The following is an 18,099-nucleotide window of genomic DNA, read 5'->3' as shown; positions in this document are numbered from 1 at the left end:
TATCGCGAGCACGCTCGGCTCCCACAGGTCATGCACCAGCCATAAAGGCACCGAAAGGTGCCTTTTGCGTATCCGCCACCCGCAAACTGCATTGCCCTGTGTCACTCAGCACACTCAGTCTGATAACGTGCGTCTATCGATTGCAGCCGTTATGCTTGGCTCGCAACTTCATGGACGCTCGCTATGACTCTCACAGAATTACGCTACATCGTTACCCTCGCCCAAGAGCAGCATTTCGGCCATGCGGCCGAGCGTTGCCACGTCAGTCAACCAACCCTGTCGGTGGGCGTGAAAAAGCTTGAAGACGAACTCGGTGTGCTGATTTTCGAGCGCAGCAAGAGCGCCGTGCGCCTGACGCCGGTCGGCGAAGGCATTGTTGCCCAGGCACAAAAAGTCCTGGAGCAAGCCCAAGGCATCCGTGAACTGGCCCAGGCCGGCAAGAACCAGCTGACCGCCCCGCTGAAAGTCGGCGCGATCTACACCGTCGGCCCGTACCTGTTCCCGCACCTGATCCCACAACTGCACCGGGTTGCCCCGCAGATGCCGTTGTACATCGAAGAAAACTTCACCCACATCCTGCGCGACAAGCTACGCAACGGCGAGCTCGACGCGATCATCATCGCTTTGCCGTTCAACGAAGCCGACGTGCTGACGTTGCAGCTCTATGACGAGCCGTTCTACGTCCTGATGCCGGCCCAACATTCGTGGACACAGAAAGAGTCCATCGACGCCAGCCTGCTCAACGACAAGAGCCTGCTGCTGCTCGGCGAAGGTCACTGCTTCCGCGATCAGGTGCTGGAAGCCTGCCCGACCCTGGCCAACGGCAAGGACGGCGCCAAGCACACCACGGTGGAATCCAGTTCGCTGGAAACCATTCGCCACATGGTCGCCTCCGGCCTCGGAATTTCGATCCTGCCGCTCTCGGCGGTGGACAGTCACCACTACGCCCCCGGCGTGCTCGAAGTGCGTCCACTGACGCCGCCCGTCCCCTTCCGCACCGTGGCCATCGCCTGGCGCGCCAGCTTTCCGCGTCCCAAGGCCATTGAAATCCTCGCCGACTCGATTCGCCTGTGCTCGGTGGCCAAGCCGCCAGCGCCGGTGGTTGCCGGTTAAGTTGCGGCCATGACCGAGTTGTCGCAAGTGTCGGTGACGGCACTCAAGGGTGTCGGCGAAGCCATGGCCGAGAAGCTGGCCAAGGTCGGCCTGGAGAATCTCCAGGACGTGCTGTTCCACCTGCCGTTGCGTTATCAGGACCGCACACGCGTGGTCCCGATCGGTCATTTGCGGCCGGGCCAGGATGCCGTGATCGAAGGCACCGTCAGCGGCGCCGACGTGGTCATGGGCCGTCGCCGCAGCCTCGTCGTGCGCCTGCAGGACGGAACCGGCGGGCTCAGCCTGCGCTTCTACCATTTCAGCAACGCCCAGAAAGAAGGCCTTAAACGCGGCACGCGGATTCGCTGCTACGGCGAAGCGCGGCCCGGCGCGTCGGGTCTTGAGATTTATCACCCGGAATATCGCGCCATTACAGGCGACGAACCGCCGCCGGTGGATGAGACCCTGACCCCGGTATACCCGCTTACCGAAGGCCTGACGCAACAGCGCTTGCGTCAGTTGTGCATGCAGACCCTGACGTTGCTCGGCCCCACCAGCCTGCCCGACTGGTTGCCGACCGAACTGGCCCGCGACTATCAACTCGCGCCGCTGGCCGATGCGATCCGTTACCTGCATCACCCGCCAGCCGATGCCGATGTTGACGAGCTCGCCCTCGGGCATCACTGGGCGCAACACCGGCTGGCCTTCGAAGAGCTGTTGACGCATCAACTGTCCCAGCAGCGTTTACGCGAGAGCATGCGCTCCTTGCGCGCGCCGGCGATGCCCAAGGCGACAAAGCTGCCAGCGAAATACCTGGCCAATCTCGGCTTCGCACCGACTGGCGCCCAGCAACGCGTGGGCAACGAAATCGCCTACGACCTCAGTCAGCGCGAGCCCATGCTGCGGCTGATTCAGGGCGATGTCGGTGCGGGCAAAACCGTGGTCGCAGCCCTGGCTGCGTTACAGGCGCTGGAGGCCGGCTATCAAGTTGCGTTGATGGCGCCCACCGAGATCCTCGCCGAGCAACATTTCATCACCTTCAAGCGCTGGCTCGAACCCTTGGGCATCGAAGTCGCCTGGCTGGCGGGCAAACTCAAGGGCAAGAACCGCGTGGCAGCCCTGGAGCAAATCGCCGGGGGTACACCGATGGTGGTGGGTACGCACGCGCTGTTTCAGGACGAAGTGAAGTTCAAGAATCTGGCGATGGTGATCATCGACGAACAACACCGTTTTGGTGTGCAGCAGCGCCTGGCATTAAGGCAGAAAGGCGTCGGTGGGCGGATGTGTCCGCATCAACTGATCATGACCGCGACCCCCATCCCCCGGACGCTGGCCATGAGCGCCTACGCCGACCTCGACACCTCGATCCTCGACGAACTGCCGCCTGGTCGTACACCGGTAAACACCGTGTTGATCACCGACACCCGGCGCATCGAGGTCATCGAACGCGTACGCGGTGCCTGCGCTGAAGGTCGTCAGGCCTACTGGGTTTGCACACTGATCGAGGAGTCTGAAGAGCTCACCTGCCAGGCCGCCGAGACCACTTATGAAGACCTCACTGCCGCCCTTGGTGAATTGAAGGTCGGGCTGATTCATGGCCGCATGAAGCCTGTCGAGAAAGCGGCGGTAATGGCCGAATTCAAAGCCGGCAACCTGCAATTGCTGGTCGCCACCACCGTGATCGAAGTGGGCGTCGACGTACCGAACGCCAGCCTGATGATCATCGAAAACCCCGAACGCCTTGGGCTCGCGCAACTCCATCAATTGCGCGGTCGCGTCGGCCGAGGCAGCGCCGCCAGTCATTGCGTGCTGCTCTACCATCCGCCACTGTCACAGATTGGACGTCAGCGCCTGGGCATCATGCGTGAAACCAACGACGGTTTTGTCATCGCCGAAAAGGATCTTGAACTGCGCGGCCCGGGCGAAATGCTCGGCACCCGTCAGACCGGCCTGCTGCAATTCAAAGTCGCCGACCTGATGCGCGATGCCGACTTGTTGCCCGCCGTGCGCGACGCCGCCCAGGCCTTGCTCGAGCGCTGGCCGGATCATGTCAGCCCGCTGCTCGACCGCTGGCTTCGCCATGGGCAGCAATACGGCCAAGTGTGAGCACCGTCGCAGTTTCCGGACCACCGTGTTAAACATGATGGTTATACTCCTGCAACTGTTCGAGAACGGATCCAACCCATGACTGACGCTGCCCTCGCCCCGGAAACCACGCCTGCTCCGTCTGCCGTTCGGCTGCTGCTGGAAAAGGTGGGCATTGCCTTCGATGAAGTCGTCGACCACCACGGTTTAAACGCTGCGCGCAAAGTGCAGGCAGTCCTGGTGGACGATGCCGTCGGCTCACTCATGGTGTTGTTCCCGCAGAGCCAATTGCTGGACCTCAATCGCCTCGCCGAACTGACCGGTCGACGCCTCACGGCCGTGTCGACGGAACGCCTTGAGCGCCTGCTCGGCAAACACAATCTGAGCATGCTGCCGGGTTTGCCATCGCTCACCACTGCACCCTGCCTCTACGAAGAGAGCCTGCTGCGTGAGCCCAAGCTGCTGATCAACTCAGACACGCCTGGGGTGTTGCTGGAGGTTACCCGCGAAGACTTCAAGACCCTGCTGACCAAAGCCAGCGCCGCCAACTTTGGTGAAGCGCTGACCAGCATCCGCCCGAACCTCGACCGCCCCGACGATGACCGCGAGGAAATCACCCAGGCGGTCCAGGCCTTCACCGCGCGACGCATTCAGCAACGTCTGGAAGCGACCATCGAAATTCCACCACTGGCCGCCACCGCCCAGAAAATCATCAAGCTGCGGGTCGATCCCAACGCCACCATCGATGACATCACCGGCGTCGTCGAAACCGACCCGGCCCTGGCCGCACAAGTCGTCAGCTGGGCGGCCTCGCCGTATTACGCCTCGCCGGGCAAGATTCGTTCAGTGGAAGACGCCATCGTCCGGGTCCTGGGTTTCGACCTGGTTATTAACCTGGCCCTGGGCCTGGCCCTCGGCAAAACCCTGAGCCTGCCCAAGGATCGCCCTCAACACACGACGCCTTACTGGCAGCAGTCGATCTACACCGCCGCCGTCATCGAAGGCCTGACCCGCGCCATGCCTCGCGCGCAGCGTCCCGAAGCCGGCCTGACCTACCTTGCCGGCCTGCTGCACAACTTTGGCTATCTGCTGCTGGCCCACGTATTCCCGCCGCACTTTTCGCTGATCTGCCGCCACCTGGAGGTCAACCCGCACCTGTGCCACAGCTATGTCGAGCAACACCTGCTGGGCATCAGCCGCGAGCAAATCGGTTCCTGGCTGATGCGCTATTGGGACATGCCCGATGAACTGGCCACTGCCCTGCGCTTCCAGCACGACCCGACCTACGACGGCGATTACGCCGAGTACCCGAACCTTGTGTGCCTGGCAGTGCGCCTGCTGCGCAGCCGCGGTATCGGCTCCGGCCCGATCGAAGACATCCCTGACGCTCTGCTTGAACGCCTCGGCCTGAGCCGCGACAAAGCCAACGACGTCGCCAGCAAAGTCCTCGAAGCCGAAGTGCTGCTGCGCGAACTGGCTTCGCAATTCAGTTCGCACTGAGAGCATTCCAATAAGGCCAACTAAAAAACATACGAAACCCTGTGGCGAGGGAGCTCGCTCCCGCTCGGCTGCGCAGCAGCCGCAAATCAGCCAACAAGGTGCGTGAGATATAATCAAGGTCTTTGGGGACGCTGCGCATCCCAGCGGGAGCAAGCTCCCTCGCCACAATAGCGCTTCTATTTAAGAACCGATTTCAAGCCTTAGGCTTGGCCTTCCTCGGCTTCAAATACTTGGTCAACCCCTGGAACCAGATCACCAGCGCCGGGTTGCCCTTGATCTGGATCGACTTGTCCTGAATCCCCGTCATGAATGCCAACTGCTTGTTCTTCGCCTGCATTGTGGCGAAGCCATACGCGGCATCTTTAAAGGCAATCGCAAACGCCGGCTCGGCATACATGCCGGACTTGCTAGTGATGCGTTGATCTTTCACACGGAAATGCCGCGCCACTTTCCCATCCAGAGTCTGTAGCTGAAACACCAACTCCTTGTCACCCAACTGCTGCTGAAACGCAGGATTAGTCCGACTGGCTTTACCCATCAACAAACCCAGCATCCACAGAAGAAAACGAAATTTCATGCGCACAGCCTCAAGAGAAAAATGAACGGCCGGCGCAGTGTAGCGGCTTCATCCAGGAACGCCACCATCGCGTAGCGTTAGAGGAAGATGGCGTTGTTTTTGACGCTGATGACTACCAAGTCATTGACGAAACTCGCCGAATTATCGACAACTCAGACGCATCTGTAGGAGCTGCCGCAGGCTGCGATCTTTTGATCTAAATCCCTTCAATGTTCTCGGAAATTTCCCACGATACGCGGCGACATTCATGAACTGTTCACCCATTGCATTCGCCGATAACCTCAGCCCGCCACCGAAAAATCGGTGACGCGGACGTGCAAGTCCTGAATCGGAGCAATCGTTTATGGCTATTCATCGAGCGTTTTCCTATGCTCGCGAATTGTTATGGCGGCTGTGTGTGGGAGACCTTCGGGTCTGCCGGTTTACCGATTCCGGTCTTGCACACCTATACACAGCTGCCACCTCTTTCGAAGTGCAAGCGAATTGGTGTTAGCTCCTTAATATCGGTACTACTCCAATGATCAAACCATCACCCAATCCCCCAAAACCCAAGCGCCGAAACGGTGAGCTCTTCACCGTTGCTCCCGACCTCACCACTGAAGCCCTCCTCGCCAACGCCTCCGAAGACCTGCTGTCCATCAGCACCATCGCCGCCAACCTGGCCGACGATATCGACGATCGAAACCGCTCAGTGGCCTTGGGCATCAGCAGAATGGCCGACGGCGTGTACCTGTTAGTGGAACGCGCACTGGAGCACATCGACTTACCGAACCCAGCGGTACCTCCAGTCAAAGCATAAAAAAGATATCCAACTGTGGGAGCAAAGCTTGCTCGCGATGGACGTGAACGATGACGCGCGCCGCCTGGAAAGTTGCGCCGCCTGCACATTCATCGCGAGCAAGCTTTGCTCCCACAGACAGCGCCTGATGGATGTCGCGGATGCAACATTCTGAAATATCGGAAGCGTCCCACCTCACTCAGCGATCCTTCCTACATCTCCCCTTTCAATAGCTTGTTAGCGTCTTCCGGCGATGGACACCGACGTTTTTGGTGCACTAACGGGCGAAATTGTCAGGGAGACACTCGAATGTTTTTAGGGCGAATCGTGCCCACGTGGCACGAGATAGAAAGCCGTATTGCTGAGCAGATGGGTTATCAGGGCGGCACCACCTATCGCACGCAGTTCAATGAGCGGGCACCTTCCCTCTCCCTCAACATCCGTCGTATCAGCAGCGTCAGGTCTGCATTCATTCAGGCCGAGTGGGAAACCGGGCGCGTATTGAGGCAGCGTTTCTCTGATCTCGATATCGCCAGCGTCCTCAACGAACTGATTGAAGTCGTCACGCAGATGGCAATGATCGTTGCCGGCAGTGTCCTGGTCGGTGGCGCCATCGGCGCAGGTACAGGGGCGCTTTTCGGCGGAATCGGCGCCCTTCCCATGGGTGCCGCCGGTGCTGCAATGGGCTTGCAAGTCAGCACCTGGATACTGGGGATACTCGGCCTGACGTCCATCGCCGAGTTTTTCGTCGAGGGTTTGCCGCGCATTGGCGAGTATTACCTGACCGGCATCAACATCGCGTGGGAAGGGCCACGTGGCGAGGAAGGGTTAAACCCGTTCAGCCAGGACGATCCATTTGCCCAGAACAGGGCCGCCCATCACATCGCGCAGGGGCATGTGGAGGTTGTCGCCCTGCTGCTGGGAGCCATCGTTGCTTACATCACCCGTGGTCGAGGAAACGCAAATGTCCTTGCCCAGGAAATGCGAGCGAGCCCCAAGGGTGCGCAGTTAGCCCAGTGGATGCTCAAGCACGAAGACGCACTGAAAAAACGCCCCGACTTGCAAACCGCCGGACCGCGCAAAGGCGCAGTCGGCACGCAGGAGCCTGCACCACCGGCACATCGTCTCTCTGACAAAGACAAAAACTCCACCCGTGACAAACCGAACGCCATGGCGCTTCATAAAGTCGAATGTTTCAAAGCAGACAAGATGCCAGCGTCTAAAATCGGAGAGTTCGAGCGGCAGTTGAAAGGGCAGGAGGATGGGCTGAATCGGCTGACGGTTGATGAGTATTTGGAGAATATTGCTAATCCGGTGAAGCGCAATACAGCGGCTGCTAAACTGGCTCGCAAAAAGTTACAAGCCAATTTGCAAGCACGATTTCAAGATGAGCTGTCGAAAACCATGGACATACTCGATGCGGAAAAAATGGCAATCAAGAAAGCTAAGCAAACGCTATCAAATCTAGCTGGCTTGCATAATCCTGACTTAACCGCTGGTGGTAAGGACATTATCTCTGACTTTGGTGACAAACAAGTCAACTCGAGTATTGGTCCACAGTGGAAAAACAAAGTGAAAGGCTTGAAAAGCGCGGCTGAAAGCATACCGAAACCAATGAGAGATTCTGTATTTCTCAACGTGCAGCTACATAAATGCTGAGTAAAGGGAAACTTTAAATGGATAAAGTATTTGCTAGGTTTATCGAAAAATTTGGTGATCCTGTTGATCGGCAAGAAGTGCCGCCTTCAAGCATCGAACGCTACAGAGGAAAACTGCCCAGCCTGTTGTTGGAATACTGGGCTGAACACGGCTGGTGCGGTTATGGTGAGGGAATTTTCTGGATTGTAAACCCGCAAGAATATGAGGCGATGACGTCGTCATGGATTGAAGAGACCCTTCTAGAAAAGCGCGACACTTACCACCTGATCGCTCGCAGCGCCTTTGGTGATTTATATTTCTGGGGCGAAAAGACTGGAGCTTCCCTTACAATAGCCAGTGTGGTTTCTCGCTACACAATTCATATTTCTACACTGACCGATGAGCAAATGGATAAACAAGTTCAAAATTTTTTACTCTCGAAGGAGATTGAATACAACGATTTCGATGAGTTATTCAAACCCGCAATGAGAAAGCTCGGCCCCTTACGCCATGATGAGATGTACGGCTTCGTTCCAGCACTTATGTTAGGCGGTCCAGGCACCCTCAACCATCTTGAGAAAGTAAAAGCCGTTGAACACCTGACAATTCTGTCTCAAATCGCTGAGCTACAACCTTATAGCTTTTCAGATCTTTAAGACGCGCGTCAGCACGCTAATAAATTAAACAACTGAACGCTCGCGAGTTGCCGTTCCTCTTAAGTATCAAGGTAAACACCAATGGATGAAATATTCTCTATCTTCTTGGAAACCTTTGGTGGCCCGATCGACCGGAGGGAAGTACCTCTATCAAGCATCAAGCGATATAAAGGCAAGCTACCGAATCTCTTGTTGGACTACTGGACTAAACACGGGTGGTGCGGTTACGGCGGTGGAATATTCTGGATAGTCAACCCTCAAGAGTATGAGGGGGTGGTAGCATCATGGATTGGAGGGACACGGTATGAAAAACGTGACAAATATTATTTGATTGCCCGTAGCGCCTTTGGAGACTTATATCTTTGGGGTGAAACAACCGGATATTCGCTAAAAATCACCAGCCTACTTTCTCGATGTGTCTTTCAGAATCTCGAACTTAATGGTGAAGATATGGATAGAAAGATTCAGGGCTTTCTATTATCTCGAAACGTTGACTCAAATGATTATGGCGACTTGTTCAAGCCAGCGAAGAAAAAGCTCGGCACCCTGCGCCACGACGAGATGTACGGTTTTGTTCCGGCAATCATGCTCGGCGGCCCGGACACCCTCGATCATCTGGAAAAAGTAAAAGCCGTAGAACACCTGACAATTCTGTCGCAAATCACCGAGCTTCAACCCTACAGTTTTTCAGACCTTTAACGCCGGGGTGCCCTGAACCAACGCCGCGACTCAAAAAACGACCGGCCACCCAGCACCTCACGCAACTCGGCAGCCGTGACGGTTCGCTGCGACACATCAGTCGCCAGCGCTTTACGCAGCACCGCCCAACAGCGTCTCGGCAGGTTCCTTGGCGCTCGAAGCCTCGCAAGCGGTCGCTCCTTGCAAACCTCATCCGACGGTAAACGCCGAAATGGATGTCTCCCCTCCGCCAATTCATAAATCACGCACGCCACCGCAAAAACATCAGCGCTGGAGGTCATTGGCTCACCCTCCAACAGCTCCGGTGCAGCATAGGCTGGCGTCCAGGCGTTGAAGCGGTTGCGGCTCAGATGCGGCAGGCCCGGCAGCACGCCTTCCTCGGCTTGCCCCAAGCCAAAATCGAACAACCGCACGCCGTCATCGCTGAGCATCACATTGCTCGGTTTCAAATCGCCGTGCAGCACGCCTCGGGAATGGGCGTAAGCGAGTGCGTCGAGGAGTGGCAGCGCGATCTCGCGAACCTCGTTCCACGGCAACCCCAAGGGCCGCTCACAGAGTAACTTGTCCAACGTCGGCCCACGCATGAGCTCCATGGTGATGAAAGCCCTCTGGCAGTCCGTGTCCACTTCAAAGGTGTGCAAACGCACAACATTGTCGTGGCGCAGTCGCCGGGTCAGGGCGAATTCGCTGTAGAGCAAGCTGCTGGCGTCGGGTGATTCGCACAAGACTTCGCTGAGCATTTTCACCGCGATGCACGGGTCGGGATCATCGAACTGTTCGCGCAACAGATCCCGTGCCCGGTAGACCGTACCCATGCCGCCGGCGCCGAGTAGGCACTCGATGCGGTAGCGACCAGCCAGCACTTCGGGGAACTCACCCATGCCAGCTCGAGGAGATGTGGACGCTGGTGAAAGCTCACTCATTGTCGAATCACTACGGCTGTCACATTGTCCTGGGCCGGGCTGTCCAGCGCAGCGTTGAACAGCTGCTGCAGCGCGCCCTGTGGCGAGACATGGCTCAGGGCACTGCCCAAGCCATCAGCGCTCACCTCCTGATAAAGGCCATCGCTGCATAACAAAAACGCATCGCCCGAATAGACCTCGAATTCGAGCATGGCCAAGGTCAGGTGTTCGCTCGCACCGATGGCGCGGGTCAGTGCATGAGCACCGGGTTGCGCCCTGGCCTGTTCGACGCTCATGCGCTGCTCATCGATCAATTGCTGTTGCAGTGAATGGTCCGTGGTCAGCTGGAACAACCGCTGCCCCCTCCACAAGTAGCAGCGGCTGTCGCCCGCCCAGAGACAGGCGGCGCGATTACCTTCGATCAACAGCGCCACGACCGTGCTACCCATGACGCTGTCGCGGCACCCGGCGGTGAGGGTCAACTCCTGACCCAATCGTCGATTGAGCCAGTGCAGGCAAGTACGTACGCCATTAACCCGATCATCGAAGCCTACCTGAGCCGGTAATTCCGTCAGGCTGGCGACGATCAACTGACTGGCAATATCGCCTCCCTGATGACCGCCCATGCCGTCCGCGACCACCCATAGCCCTTGTTGTGGGCAGTCAAGGAATGCATCTTCGTTGCGCCTGCGGATCTCCCCTTGATCAGTGCGCGCTGCGCTGCGCCACGGACTGACCCTGTGCATCAGAGCTGCACCGGCAGGCGGAAGGTTCGCAAAACGCCCATATCGAACGGGTTCGGCATGCGCTGGCTCATCAGGAGGTAGTTGGTGCGAAGACCGCCCAGGTCCGCTTTCAGCACCATCACGTCACGACCATCGAGGTACTCGGTCTGCATCAGATCGAACAAACGAAACAGCGACCACGGGCCGGTATTTTTTTCGATACCGATCGGTCGACCGACCATTTTGTCTAGGACGAGGCTGGTGCGCCCACCCTCAGCATCGGTCGGCCAGGTGAAGGAGGCTGGCGTGATAGGACCGTGACGGTACTCCATGGTCTCGTTGCCGAACTTGAATTCGGAACGGCTGACGGACGGGTCCAGGGTGTATGGCTCCAGCCTGAACCGCACTTTAGGCTCGCTCGGATGCTCGGCGAAAAAGCTCTGGCGGATCACGTGAGCGGTAGCCATCTGGTCGAGGTAGACCCTGGACATCGGCAGGCTGCGCCCGTCAATACTACGCAGGCGATAGTTGCCTGGACCGCCGCTGACGAAAGGCCTCATGTAGCTTTCAAAAAAACGATCGACAACCCCCTGTGCCATGAAGAACTCACGGAAGTCGTTGAGTGCAACGTCACTGGTGCTGTGGGCGCTAAACGGATAACGCTTGTTGATCCCTTTGCCGTAGAAGCTGTACAGCTCGCCCTGGTATCGCTGGTTCAGGTACTGATACGCATCGTTGAGCACAAGCTGCCAACTGTCTTCGGCCAGCACGTTGAACCACGCGCTGATCGGGCGCGGCAAGCGGCCCGCTGTCGTGCGCAAGTGGCTCAAGGCATCACGCTGACCGCCCATGCGCGTCTTGGCCATGACAAACGCTGCGTGTTCAGGGGTGCCGGAGCGGGCCAGGCTGGACAGTTGCTGTTGAACGTCATTGACCGCCTGCAGCACGGGGGTCAAATCTGCGGTCGGACCGTCGTTTTCATCGAGCAGACGGTGCAATGGTTCGAAGCGACGTTGCAGGGATTGGCGTGCGGTGTCTCGCAGATTCTTATCCACACTCGCCGCCACGCTGGAGGCCTTGCCCGCCACTGCCGTGGCAAGCTTGCCCAATTTGCCGCCCTTCTCAGCCAGCTCATCTGCCGCGCCATCAAGGATCTCCGGGATGACCGCAAAGCGTGTGTTCTCACGCACCTCCACCAGCAGTTGCAGCAAGGGCGAACTGGCCGAGGTCAGGCCGGCCAATTGTTCGGCGCCGTCGCCGGCGTGAGTGATGGGTTGTAACGCAACCTTCCCGAGCGCTTCGCCCCATAGATGGGTGTAGTCGCGAAAATACAGCTGTTCCAGCTCGACCATGAGGCGACGCAAGTCCATGCCGCTGATGCCTGCACCCTCTCCCAGCACCCAGTTGTCACGCAGGATGTCAGTGACTAGCGACGCGCCCTGGACCGAAAAGTATTGGTGGTATGCCTTCTTTGTATAGAACCCCGGAATCACGTAATCGGTACCGACAAACAACGCGCCCTGCGGTCCCAAATGTTGACTGAAACGGTAATCCGGCAGATGGCGGGCCTGCTCGCGGAGCGTGCGGTACACAACGTTGGCCAGCGATTCGCTGCGAAGTACCTGACGTGCCTGCGCCACCAGTTGATCGTTAAGCGGGTAAGCAAACGGCTTTTTCAATAACCGCTCAAAGTGGTCGGCCAGAGCGTTCTGCGCCACGGTGTTGCCGGCGTAACGCTGGGACCAGTCAGCAGCCACCCAATCCTTTAGCCACTCGGCCTCTCGACGATCTTCCATGCTCAGCATCAGGTACGCACGCAGGCTGTTAAGCAAACGTTCGCGATCCTTCATGTTGACGCGGATCTGGCCCTCCAGCAGGGTCGCTATGCTTGGCAGCAAGTGCGTTTGAAGCTCACGCTCGTAGGCCGCCACAATGGTCGGGCTGACTTCGGCACCCTGATACAGACCTGCACGCTCGTGGTACGAGACACCCTCTCTTTCAGGGAAGACTCGAGTGGCCGCATAAGCCGTGTCGAGTCGCTTGAGTGCCGCCATCGAATCAGCACCTGCAGTGACTTCAGATCGCTGCTGCGTCCAGGTCTGTGCGAGTGAACGCAGTTGTTCCAAACGCTCGTGGTTAGCCGAGTAACTGGCTGCCCACAACAGGCCGAACACGCCCAATGCAGTCAGTGCACCGAGGTACAAAGCCCGCTGGCCCCAATGAATGCGTCTGCGCTCGCGCGCGTCCAGACCGGCAAGATCAGCCTCGGGGAAAATCACACGGCTGATCATCTGGTGAATAAAACGTGCGCCAATGATGCGACGGTTTTGCGAGGCCACCTTGCTCATATCCCGGAGCGTGTTGCTCAGGTGAGGCGCGCTGGTCAGGTAGAAGCCTCGCAGCTGGCTCACACGTTGATAGCGATTACCGGTGAACGCCTTTTCAACGAACAGGCACAGGCCATCGCCGATCAGCCCCAGTTGGTGCGGAAAGTCGAGAATGCGGCCGCGATGCAGAGCGTCACGCTCCTGATGCATGCGCAGGATCACCTGGCTGTTCAGGCGACGCAGCAGCGTTTCGAATTCGCTGCGCACCCTGCTCGCGTCCGTGTCGCGCAGGTCTTTACCCAGCGTCGCGCCCAGCACCTGATCACTGTCTTCACGGGTCAGTTGATCGAAGAATTCGTCGAACCCCGGCAGTTCATCCGCCTTGGTGATCACCAGGTAGACCGGCACATTGACGTGCAGCCGCTGCTGAATTTCCTGCAAGCGGGCACGCACCTGATCAGCCACGCCTTCCAGCATGCCCCGGTCCGCGCCGAGCAGCAGCGGTACTGGCAAGGTCACCAGCACGCCATTGAGCGGACGGTTGCGACGCCGCTGACGCAGCAGGTCGAGCAGCGTTTTCCAGGTGTCGCCAGCCATACCATCCTGCTGACTCAGGTAGCGTCCGGCCGTGTCGATCAGGACGCCGTGCTCGGCGAAATACCAGTCACAGTGTTCCGTGCGCAGCACCTCCTGGGTGGATTTGCGGTCAAGCGTGTTGATCGGAAATTCGAGTCCTGAGGACACCAGCAGGCTGGTCTTGCCGCTGCTCTGCGGGCCAAGCAAAACGTACCAGGGAAGATCGTCGCGCCAGCGCTCGCTGCGCCCCCGATAGAGGCTTGAAGTCTTCAAGGTTGCTAAAGCGGCTTTGAAACGTCGCCTCAGTTCTTTTCGCTCGGTGTGGCTTTGCTCTTCCTGGCCTTTGCGTCTCCAGCCATCTTCACTGTCTTCAATGGTTTTCTTGCGTATGCCTACTCGCCAGTTGACGTACACCATGCCCAGTCCCCAGAGCAGGCTCAGTACACTGATTGTCAGCAGCCGTGATGTGGCACTTTCCCAGAATTTATAGTCATCCACTGCCAGCAACGGGCCCAGGCCCCACACCAACAGTGCTATCGAGAGGACCAGCAGCAAGCTCCAGACCCAGGTCTGAAGCAAAAATACACCAGTTTTTTTGAAAAGTTTTTTCATCACGCGTCCCTGTTTGACCGCTGCGCCAACGGCGAAACCGGTGCTGGATCAAGCGGCAGAAAAGGTTGCAAAACGCTGTCGCGTTGCTCACCCAGCACCCGGTCGAAGCTTGAATACATCACGACCAGACACACCGTCGTAAACAGCGCCACCCACCACCAGGGAACGATGCGCACCAGGCTGCGGCGTTCTTCCTTGAGGCCTTCCCATTTCGGGGATAACTGGAGCGAAACATCACCGCGCAGATGTCGAATCTGCCGGTAAAGCGCGTCGCTGACCTGCTGAAGTTCCAGGGTTCCACGGGGTTGAACCCGGTATTTACCCTCGAATCCGAGAGACAGGCACAGGTACATCAACTCGGGCATCGGCAGGTTCTTGGCCGGGTCTTTCGACAGCCGCTCAAGCAGCAGGAAGAACTTTTCACCGCCCGACGTTTCTTTGTGAAAGCGGCTCAGCAGGCTCGTTTGCGACCACTGGCTTTCCTTGCCCCAAGGCGTCGTCACCACGGCTTCGTCAATCACGGTGCACAGCACATAACGGGCAGAGGAAACCTGGCCATTCTCGATACCGTCGTGCAGCGCTACTTTGACGAAGCTATCCAGCTCATCACACAGGCGCACGGCAAGGCTTTGCAAATCTTCGCAGACCTCACCGCTTTTCAGCCGGGCCACTTGCGACAGCAGTCGGGACGCCGCTGTCACAAGCGAGTTGAAGCCGATGTTGTACGTTTCAACCGGGCGTTTGGCAGCCGCATAAATCATCCGATCCTGCAGCTGTTCGATGCGTGGAGGCGTAGTCGAATTCGTCAGCGGGCTCGACGCTGGGTGGCGCCCGTCGTGGTCCACCAGGACGGTTCTATCGTCATGGTGGAGTTCCGTATCCTTACTCATGTCGGTCAGTTCCTGATGGCCCAGAATTTCAATTCGAGCTCGGCAAATTCTCCCGACACATGGAACGCGAAGCCGCCAGAGCGCTCGAGTTGCGCCTGGTCTTCGGCACTGAAATCAAGAATGAAATAGGTTTTGCTGGCATGAAAGGCGATTTGCCGAGGGGCTACCGGCAGGGGCCTGACCTTGATACCTGGCAAGTGCAGGTTGACCAGTTGGCGGATGCTTTCTACCGGACCGACCTTGAGGTGAGCCGGCAAACGGTGGCGCAAATCCTCCGGGTCGCAGTGAGCACTGGCGGCCAGTACAAACGATGCGGAGCCCAGTAGTGTGTGGTCGTTCAAAGGCGAAACGATGATGCCGTACTGCCGCGCTTGCAGCTCCAGTTCGATCGCATGCTGTTCGAGCACCATCGACAACACCTGACGAATCTCTTCCATCAATTTTCGAAAACTCGCGCCTTGATCGCTGTGCTGATAACGGCTGTCCAGACGTGGACGTTTGCTATCGCTTGAAAACGCCGCCAGATCACCGAGCAACATCAGCAGCGCTCGATACAAGGCCTCGGGGTGAACCTGTTCCAGACCGAGGTAGTGACGCAGCAGGAGCTCGGTGCGGTTGATCAGTTGCAGCATCATGAAGTCGCCAACTTCCGCGCCCGCGACCTTGCCATTCGAGCGGATCCGCTCTGCCAGGGCGTCTCCCCGGTGACCGAGCATGCTGATCACTTCTTTGAGGCACGACAGCAGATAACTGGAGGAATGCGCCTGAATGAAGGTGGGAACGAAGTCCGGGTCGAGGCTGATAATGCCGTCGGGCGTGGTGTCGAGCACTTCGCAAACTTTCAGCTTCACGTACGCCTGATCGCTCTGCTGCTCGCCAAGCAACAGTCGAAAGTCCGGGCGTGCACAGCTGACCTGGCTGGAGGAACCCTCGCCGGCATTGGAGTCTGCCACTGCTGCGTCATACACGGTGTAGCGCGCCAGGACGTCCGATTGCTCGGGTCGACGAGCCTCGATGTGATTGCCGGTGACGAGTGCCAGCGCCAGGTAGGCCGGCGTGTTTGCGGTATTGGGAGGCAGGACGAGTGCCAACGGCTCCGACGTGCTGCCCAACTCGAACAGACTGCCGTCGGGCAAAACTCCGCTGGCATGGCTGATCACCAGCTTGCCCATTTTGAGGAACTGGGCATCGATGTCCAGGGTCAGGAAACCCCAGGTATAACCACCCAGTAGCTGGGTACGGGTTTTCATCTGGTGATCGTAGTAGCGGTCGCTGTGCTGGAAGTGTTGTGGTCGCAGCAGCATGCCTTCCTGCCAAATGACTTTATGCGAATTCATGATCAGTCATCCGTCCTGACGAGCGTTTCTAGAGTGTTGCGAATACCGGTTTGATCTAGGATCAAATCAGTCACGGTGAGGCTCATTGGGGTGATTGGCACGGTGTATCGCCATTGGGTTTGCGCCAGATCACGGTAGGCCGCGAGTACAGCGACGTAGCGGCTATCGGCTTGCAGCGCGAGCTTGAGTTCGATGCGTTCCCCCGGTCGCAATTCAAGCTCCTCAATGACCACCAGATCAGGGGCCAGGATTTCTTTGCTGCGCTCGTACAGACTGAAGAAATCGGCGTTCTCGAAAGCCACGGGATGTTTGAGCTCGAACAATCGAATAACGATCGGTGACGGACGGCCATTGAGATCCGGGTTCAGTTGATCGCTGGCGGTGAGTTTCAGGTCGAGCTTGGTCAGGCGAGAGTACGGCGACAATGACGTACAACCCGACAGCAGGATCAAAACCACCAGCGCCGCCAGTGTCTTGAAGTAAACGAAAGAGCCGCGAGGCATGGGCGTCATCCCCGTTGGTCTACGTGAAGAGTCGAGATCAGCCGAACCTGTTCTTCGTAGGCTTGAGCAAAGTCACGAGCGAGCAACCGCTCGCTCCACTCATCGTCCTGACGCAGGGCCTGGTGATAACGGCCATAAGCCTTCCAGCGGCTGCCCGCAGTGGTGAACAGTGGCTGTTGGTCGCGCTCAAACCGCAGGGTCAGTTGCGAGGGCGAGAAGTGATCGAGCGCCCCTCGAATCGCAGCACGACTGGCGGCCAACAGCGCCACCTGATGCGTCTGCAAATCACGAAATGCCCGGGAGAGAACCTGTTCGGCCGGGTACTGGCCAGGCTTGTTGGTCCGCAACAGAATGCCCAGTGCTTCCCCGGCATCGACGCTGAGTTTCAGCGGATTGTTGTAGATGCCCTGAACGGTGGTTTGGGCCAGGCGCAGCTCATTTTTCAATTCGCTGTGGGTGCGCAAGCTTTGCTGCAAGCCATCGACGCTTTGATTGAGCAAACGAGCAGCGTCCAGTGCCAGGTTTTCGCGCTCAGCATGGTCCAGATCCTTCAGGTCTATGCCCAAAGCGATACCGAAGCGCTTCCAGAAGTCCTGGCTTTGGCGATCAACAGCGCTCTGCGCCGGAGCTGGCAACGGTTCCGGCGGTGCCTCTACCAACTGCGGCACCTGCAGGTTTTCCATGTCGATACGGGCGTAGTCGGCGCGTGAATGGACATCCACAATCGGCATGCGCGGCGTGATCAGTTCATCGATGTCGGTGTAGGCGAGCGCTTGCTGATCAAAAGCCTTCAAAGGATCCAGCTCAAGAAAAGCATCGTCCGGAATCACGCTGTCCGCGACAGCCTGACTGGCGACGCCATAGGTCGTGGGCACACCGGCCAGTCGCGCTTGAATTTCGTAACTGCCCAGAAAGTAGACGCTGTCGTGTTCAATCCGCACCGCTTCGCCTTTAGGCAGGTTCGTACCGTTTTCAATCGTCCGGATGCCATTGCGGCTGGTGTCGGTGATAAAAAACGCACCGTCGTGGCAGGTCACCAGCGCATGGCTTTTGGACAGGTGGCGCTTGCGATCCGGAAGAACCCAGTCGCAGTTCTCCGCTCGCCCGATCGTGCCACCCGCCTGCTTGAAGGTCTTGTGCCAAAGCTCCGTGGGCACGAATTCCTTGGCGTTCTGGATTTCGAGAACCAGTTCCATCGTCTT

Annotated in this window: 13 protein-coding genes and 2 pseudogenes; 7 read left to right on the top strand and 8 right to left on the bottom strand. The window is 58.1% G+C overall.

What is annotated here, in order from left to right; translation table 11 throughout:
- Positions 1-183: 183 nt before the first annotated feature.
- From AC3ZVB_RS02955 to AC3ZVB_RS02945, 3 genes are all read left to right on the top strand, one after another.
- Entirely contained in the window at positions 184-1,113 is a 930-nt protein-coding gene (locus tag AC3ZVB_RS02955) for a hydrogen peroxide-inducible genes activator (RefSeq protein WP_162436645.1), read from the top strand.
- A gap of 9 nt (positions 1,114-1,122) precedes the next feature.
- Positions 1,123-3,198, top strand: a complete 2,076-nt coding sequence (gene recG / locus AC3ZVB_RS02950) for an ATP-dependent DNA helicase RecG (RefSeq protein WP_490145745.1) — start codon at positions 1,123-1,125, stop codon at positions 3,196-3,198.
- A 78-nt stretch (positions 3,199-3,276) separates the two neighbouring features.
- The gene (locus AC3ZVB_RS02945; protein ID WP_490145744.1) at positions 3,277-4,677 is read left to right on the top strand and encodes an aminoacyl-tRNA deacylase and HDOD domain-containing protein; all 1,401 of its coding nucleotides are present in this window, start codon (positions 3,277-3,279) and stop codon (positions 4,675-4,677) included.
- A 193-nt stretch (positions 4,678-4,870) separates the two neighbouring features.
- On the opposite strand, the gene AC3ZVB_RS02940 is transcribed toward AC3ZVB_RS02945, so the two are convergent.
- Positions 4,871-5,254 carry a helicase gene (locus AC3ZVB_RS02940; RefSeq protein ID WP_162436642.1) on the bottom strand — a complete coding sequence of 128 codons (384 nt, stop codon included), beginning with the start codon at positions 5,252-5,254 and terminating at the stop codon, positions 4,871-4,873.
- A 532-nt stretch (positions 5,255-5,786) separates the two neighbouring features.
- Between AC3ZVB_RS02940 and AC3ZVB_RS02935 the strand changes: the two are divergent.
- The 4 genes and pseudogenes from AC3ZVB_RS02935 to AC3ZVB_RS02920 all read left to right on the top strand — a co-directional run.
- A pseudogene (locus tag AC3ZVB_RS02935) lies at positions 5,787-6,053 on the top strand (DUF6124 family protein); the annotation flags it as partial.
- 288 nt (positions 6,054-6,341) lie between these two features.
- The gene (locus AC3ZVB_RS02930; RefSeq protein WP_490145743.1) at positions 6,342-7,691 is read left to right on the top strand and encodes a DUF6861 domain-containing protein; all 1,350 of its coding nucleotides are present in this window, start codon (positions 6,342-6,344) and stop codon (positions 7,689-7,691) included.
- A 17-nt stretch (positions 7,692-7,708) separates the two neighbouring features.
- A complete protein-coding gene (locus AC3ZVB_RS02925; protein WP_490145742.1) occupies positions 7,709-8,326 on the top strand; it encodes a GAD-like domain-containing protein in 618 nt (205 codons plus the stop codon).
- Between the two features lie 81 nt (positions 8,327-8,407).
- Positions 8,408-9,025, top strand: a complete 618-nt coding sequence (locus AC3ZVB_RS02920) for a GAD-like domain-containing protein (protein ID WP_490145741.1) — start codon at positions 8,408-8,410, stop codon at positions 9,023-9,025.
- Here the strand turns inward: AC3ZVB_RS02920 and AC3ZVB_RS02915 are convergent.
- The 7 genes and pseudogenes from AC3ZVB_RS02915 to tagH all read right to left on the bottom strand — a co-directional run.
- Positions 9,022-9,933 (bottom strand): annotated as a pseudogene (locus tag AC3ZVB_RS02915) (serine/threonine-protein kinase); the annotation flags it as partial. The gene AC3ZVB_RS02920 and the pseudogene AC3ZVB_RS02915 sit on opposite strands and share 4 nt — an antisense overlap.
- A gap of 11 nt (positions 9,934-9,944) precedes the next feature.
- The gene (locus AC3ZVB_RS02910; RefSeq protein ID WP_490145740.1) at positions 9,945-10,673 is read right to left on the bottom strand and encodes a PP2C family protein-serine/threonine phosphatase; all 729 of its coding nucleotides are present in this window, start codon (positions 10,671-10,673) and stop codon (positions 9,945-9,947) included.
- Entirely contained in the window at positions 10,673-14,167 is a 3,495-nt protein-coding gene (tssM, locus tag AC3ZVB_RS02905) for a type VI secretion system membrane subunit TssM (RefSeq protein WP_490145739.1), read from the bottom strand. The genes AC3ZVB_RS02910 and tssM overlap by 1 nt, the downstream gene beginning before the upstream one ends.
- Positions 14,167-15,057, bottom strand: a complete 891-nt coding sequence (gene icmH / locus AC3ZVB_RS02900; RefSeq protein WP_490145738.1) for a type IVB secretion system protein IcmH/DotU — start codon at positions 15,055-15,057, stop codon at positions 14,167-14,169. The genes tssM and icmH overlap by 1 nt, the downstream gene beginning before the upstream one ends.
- 5 nt (positions 15,058-15,062) lie before the next feature.
- Entirely contained in the window at positions 15,063-16,394 is a 1,332-nt protein-coding gene (tssK, locus tag AC3ZVB_RS02895; protein WP_194690909.1) for a type VI secretion system baseplate subunit TssK, read from the bottom strand.
- A gap of 2 nt (positions 16,395-16,396) precedes the next feature.
- Complete coding sequence (gene tssJ / locus AC3ZVB_RS02890) at positions 16,397-16,897, bottom strand: type VI secretion system lipoprotein TssJ (RefSeq protein ID WP_490145737.1); 501 nt, start codon at positions 16,895-16,897, stop codon at positions 16,397-16,399.
- Between the two features lie 5 nt (positions 16,898-16,902).
- Complete coding sequence (gene tagH, locus AC3ZVB_RS02885; RefSeq protein WP_490145736.1) at positions 16,903-18,093, bottom strand: type VI secretion system-associated FHA domain protein TagH; 1,191 nt, start codon at positions 18,091-18,093, stop codon at positions 16,903-16,905.
- Positions 18,094-18,099 lie beyond the last annotated feature (6 nt).

It is taken from the genome of Pseudomonas sp. MDV22-iso1 (genome assembly GCF_058145095.1).
The sequence above is the reverse complement of the archived record's forward strand: the minus strand, read 5'-3'. Positions and strand labels throughout refer to the sequence as shown.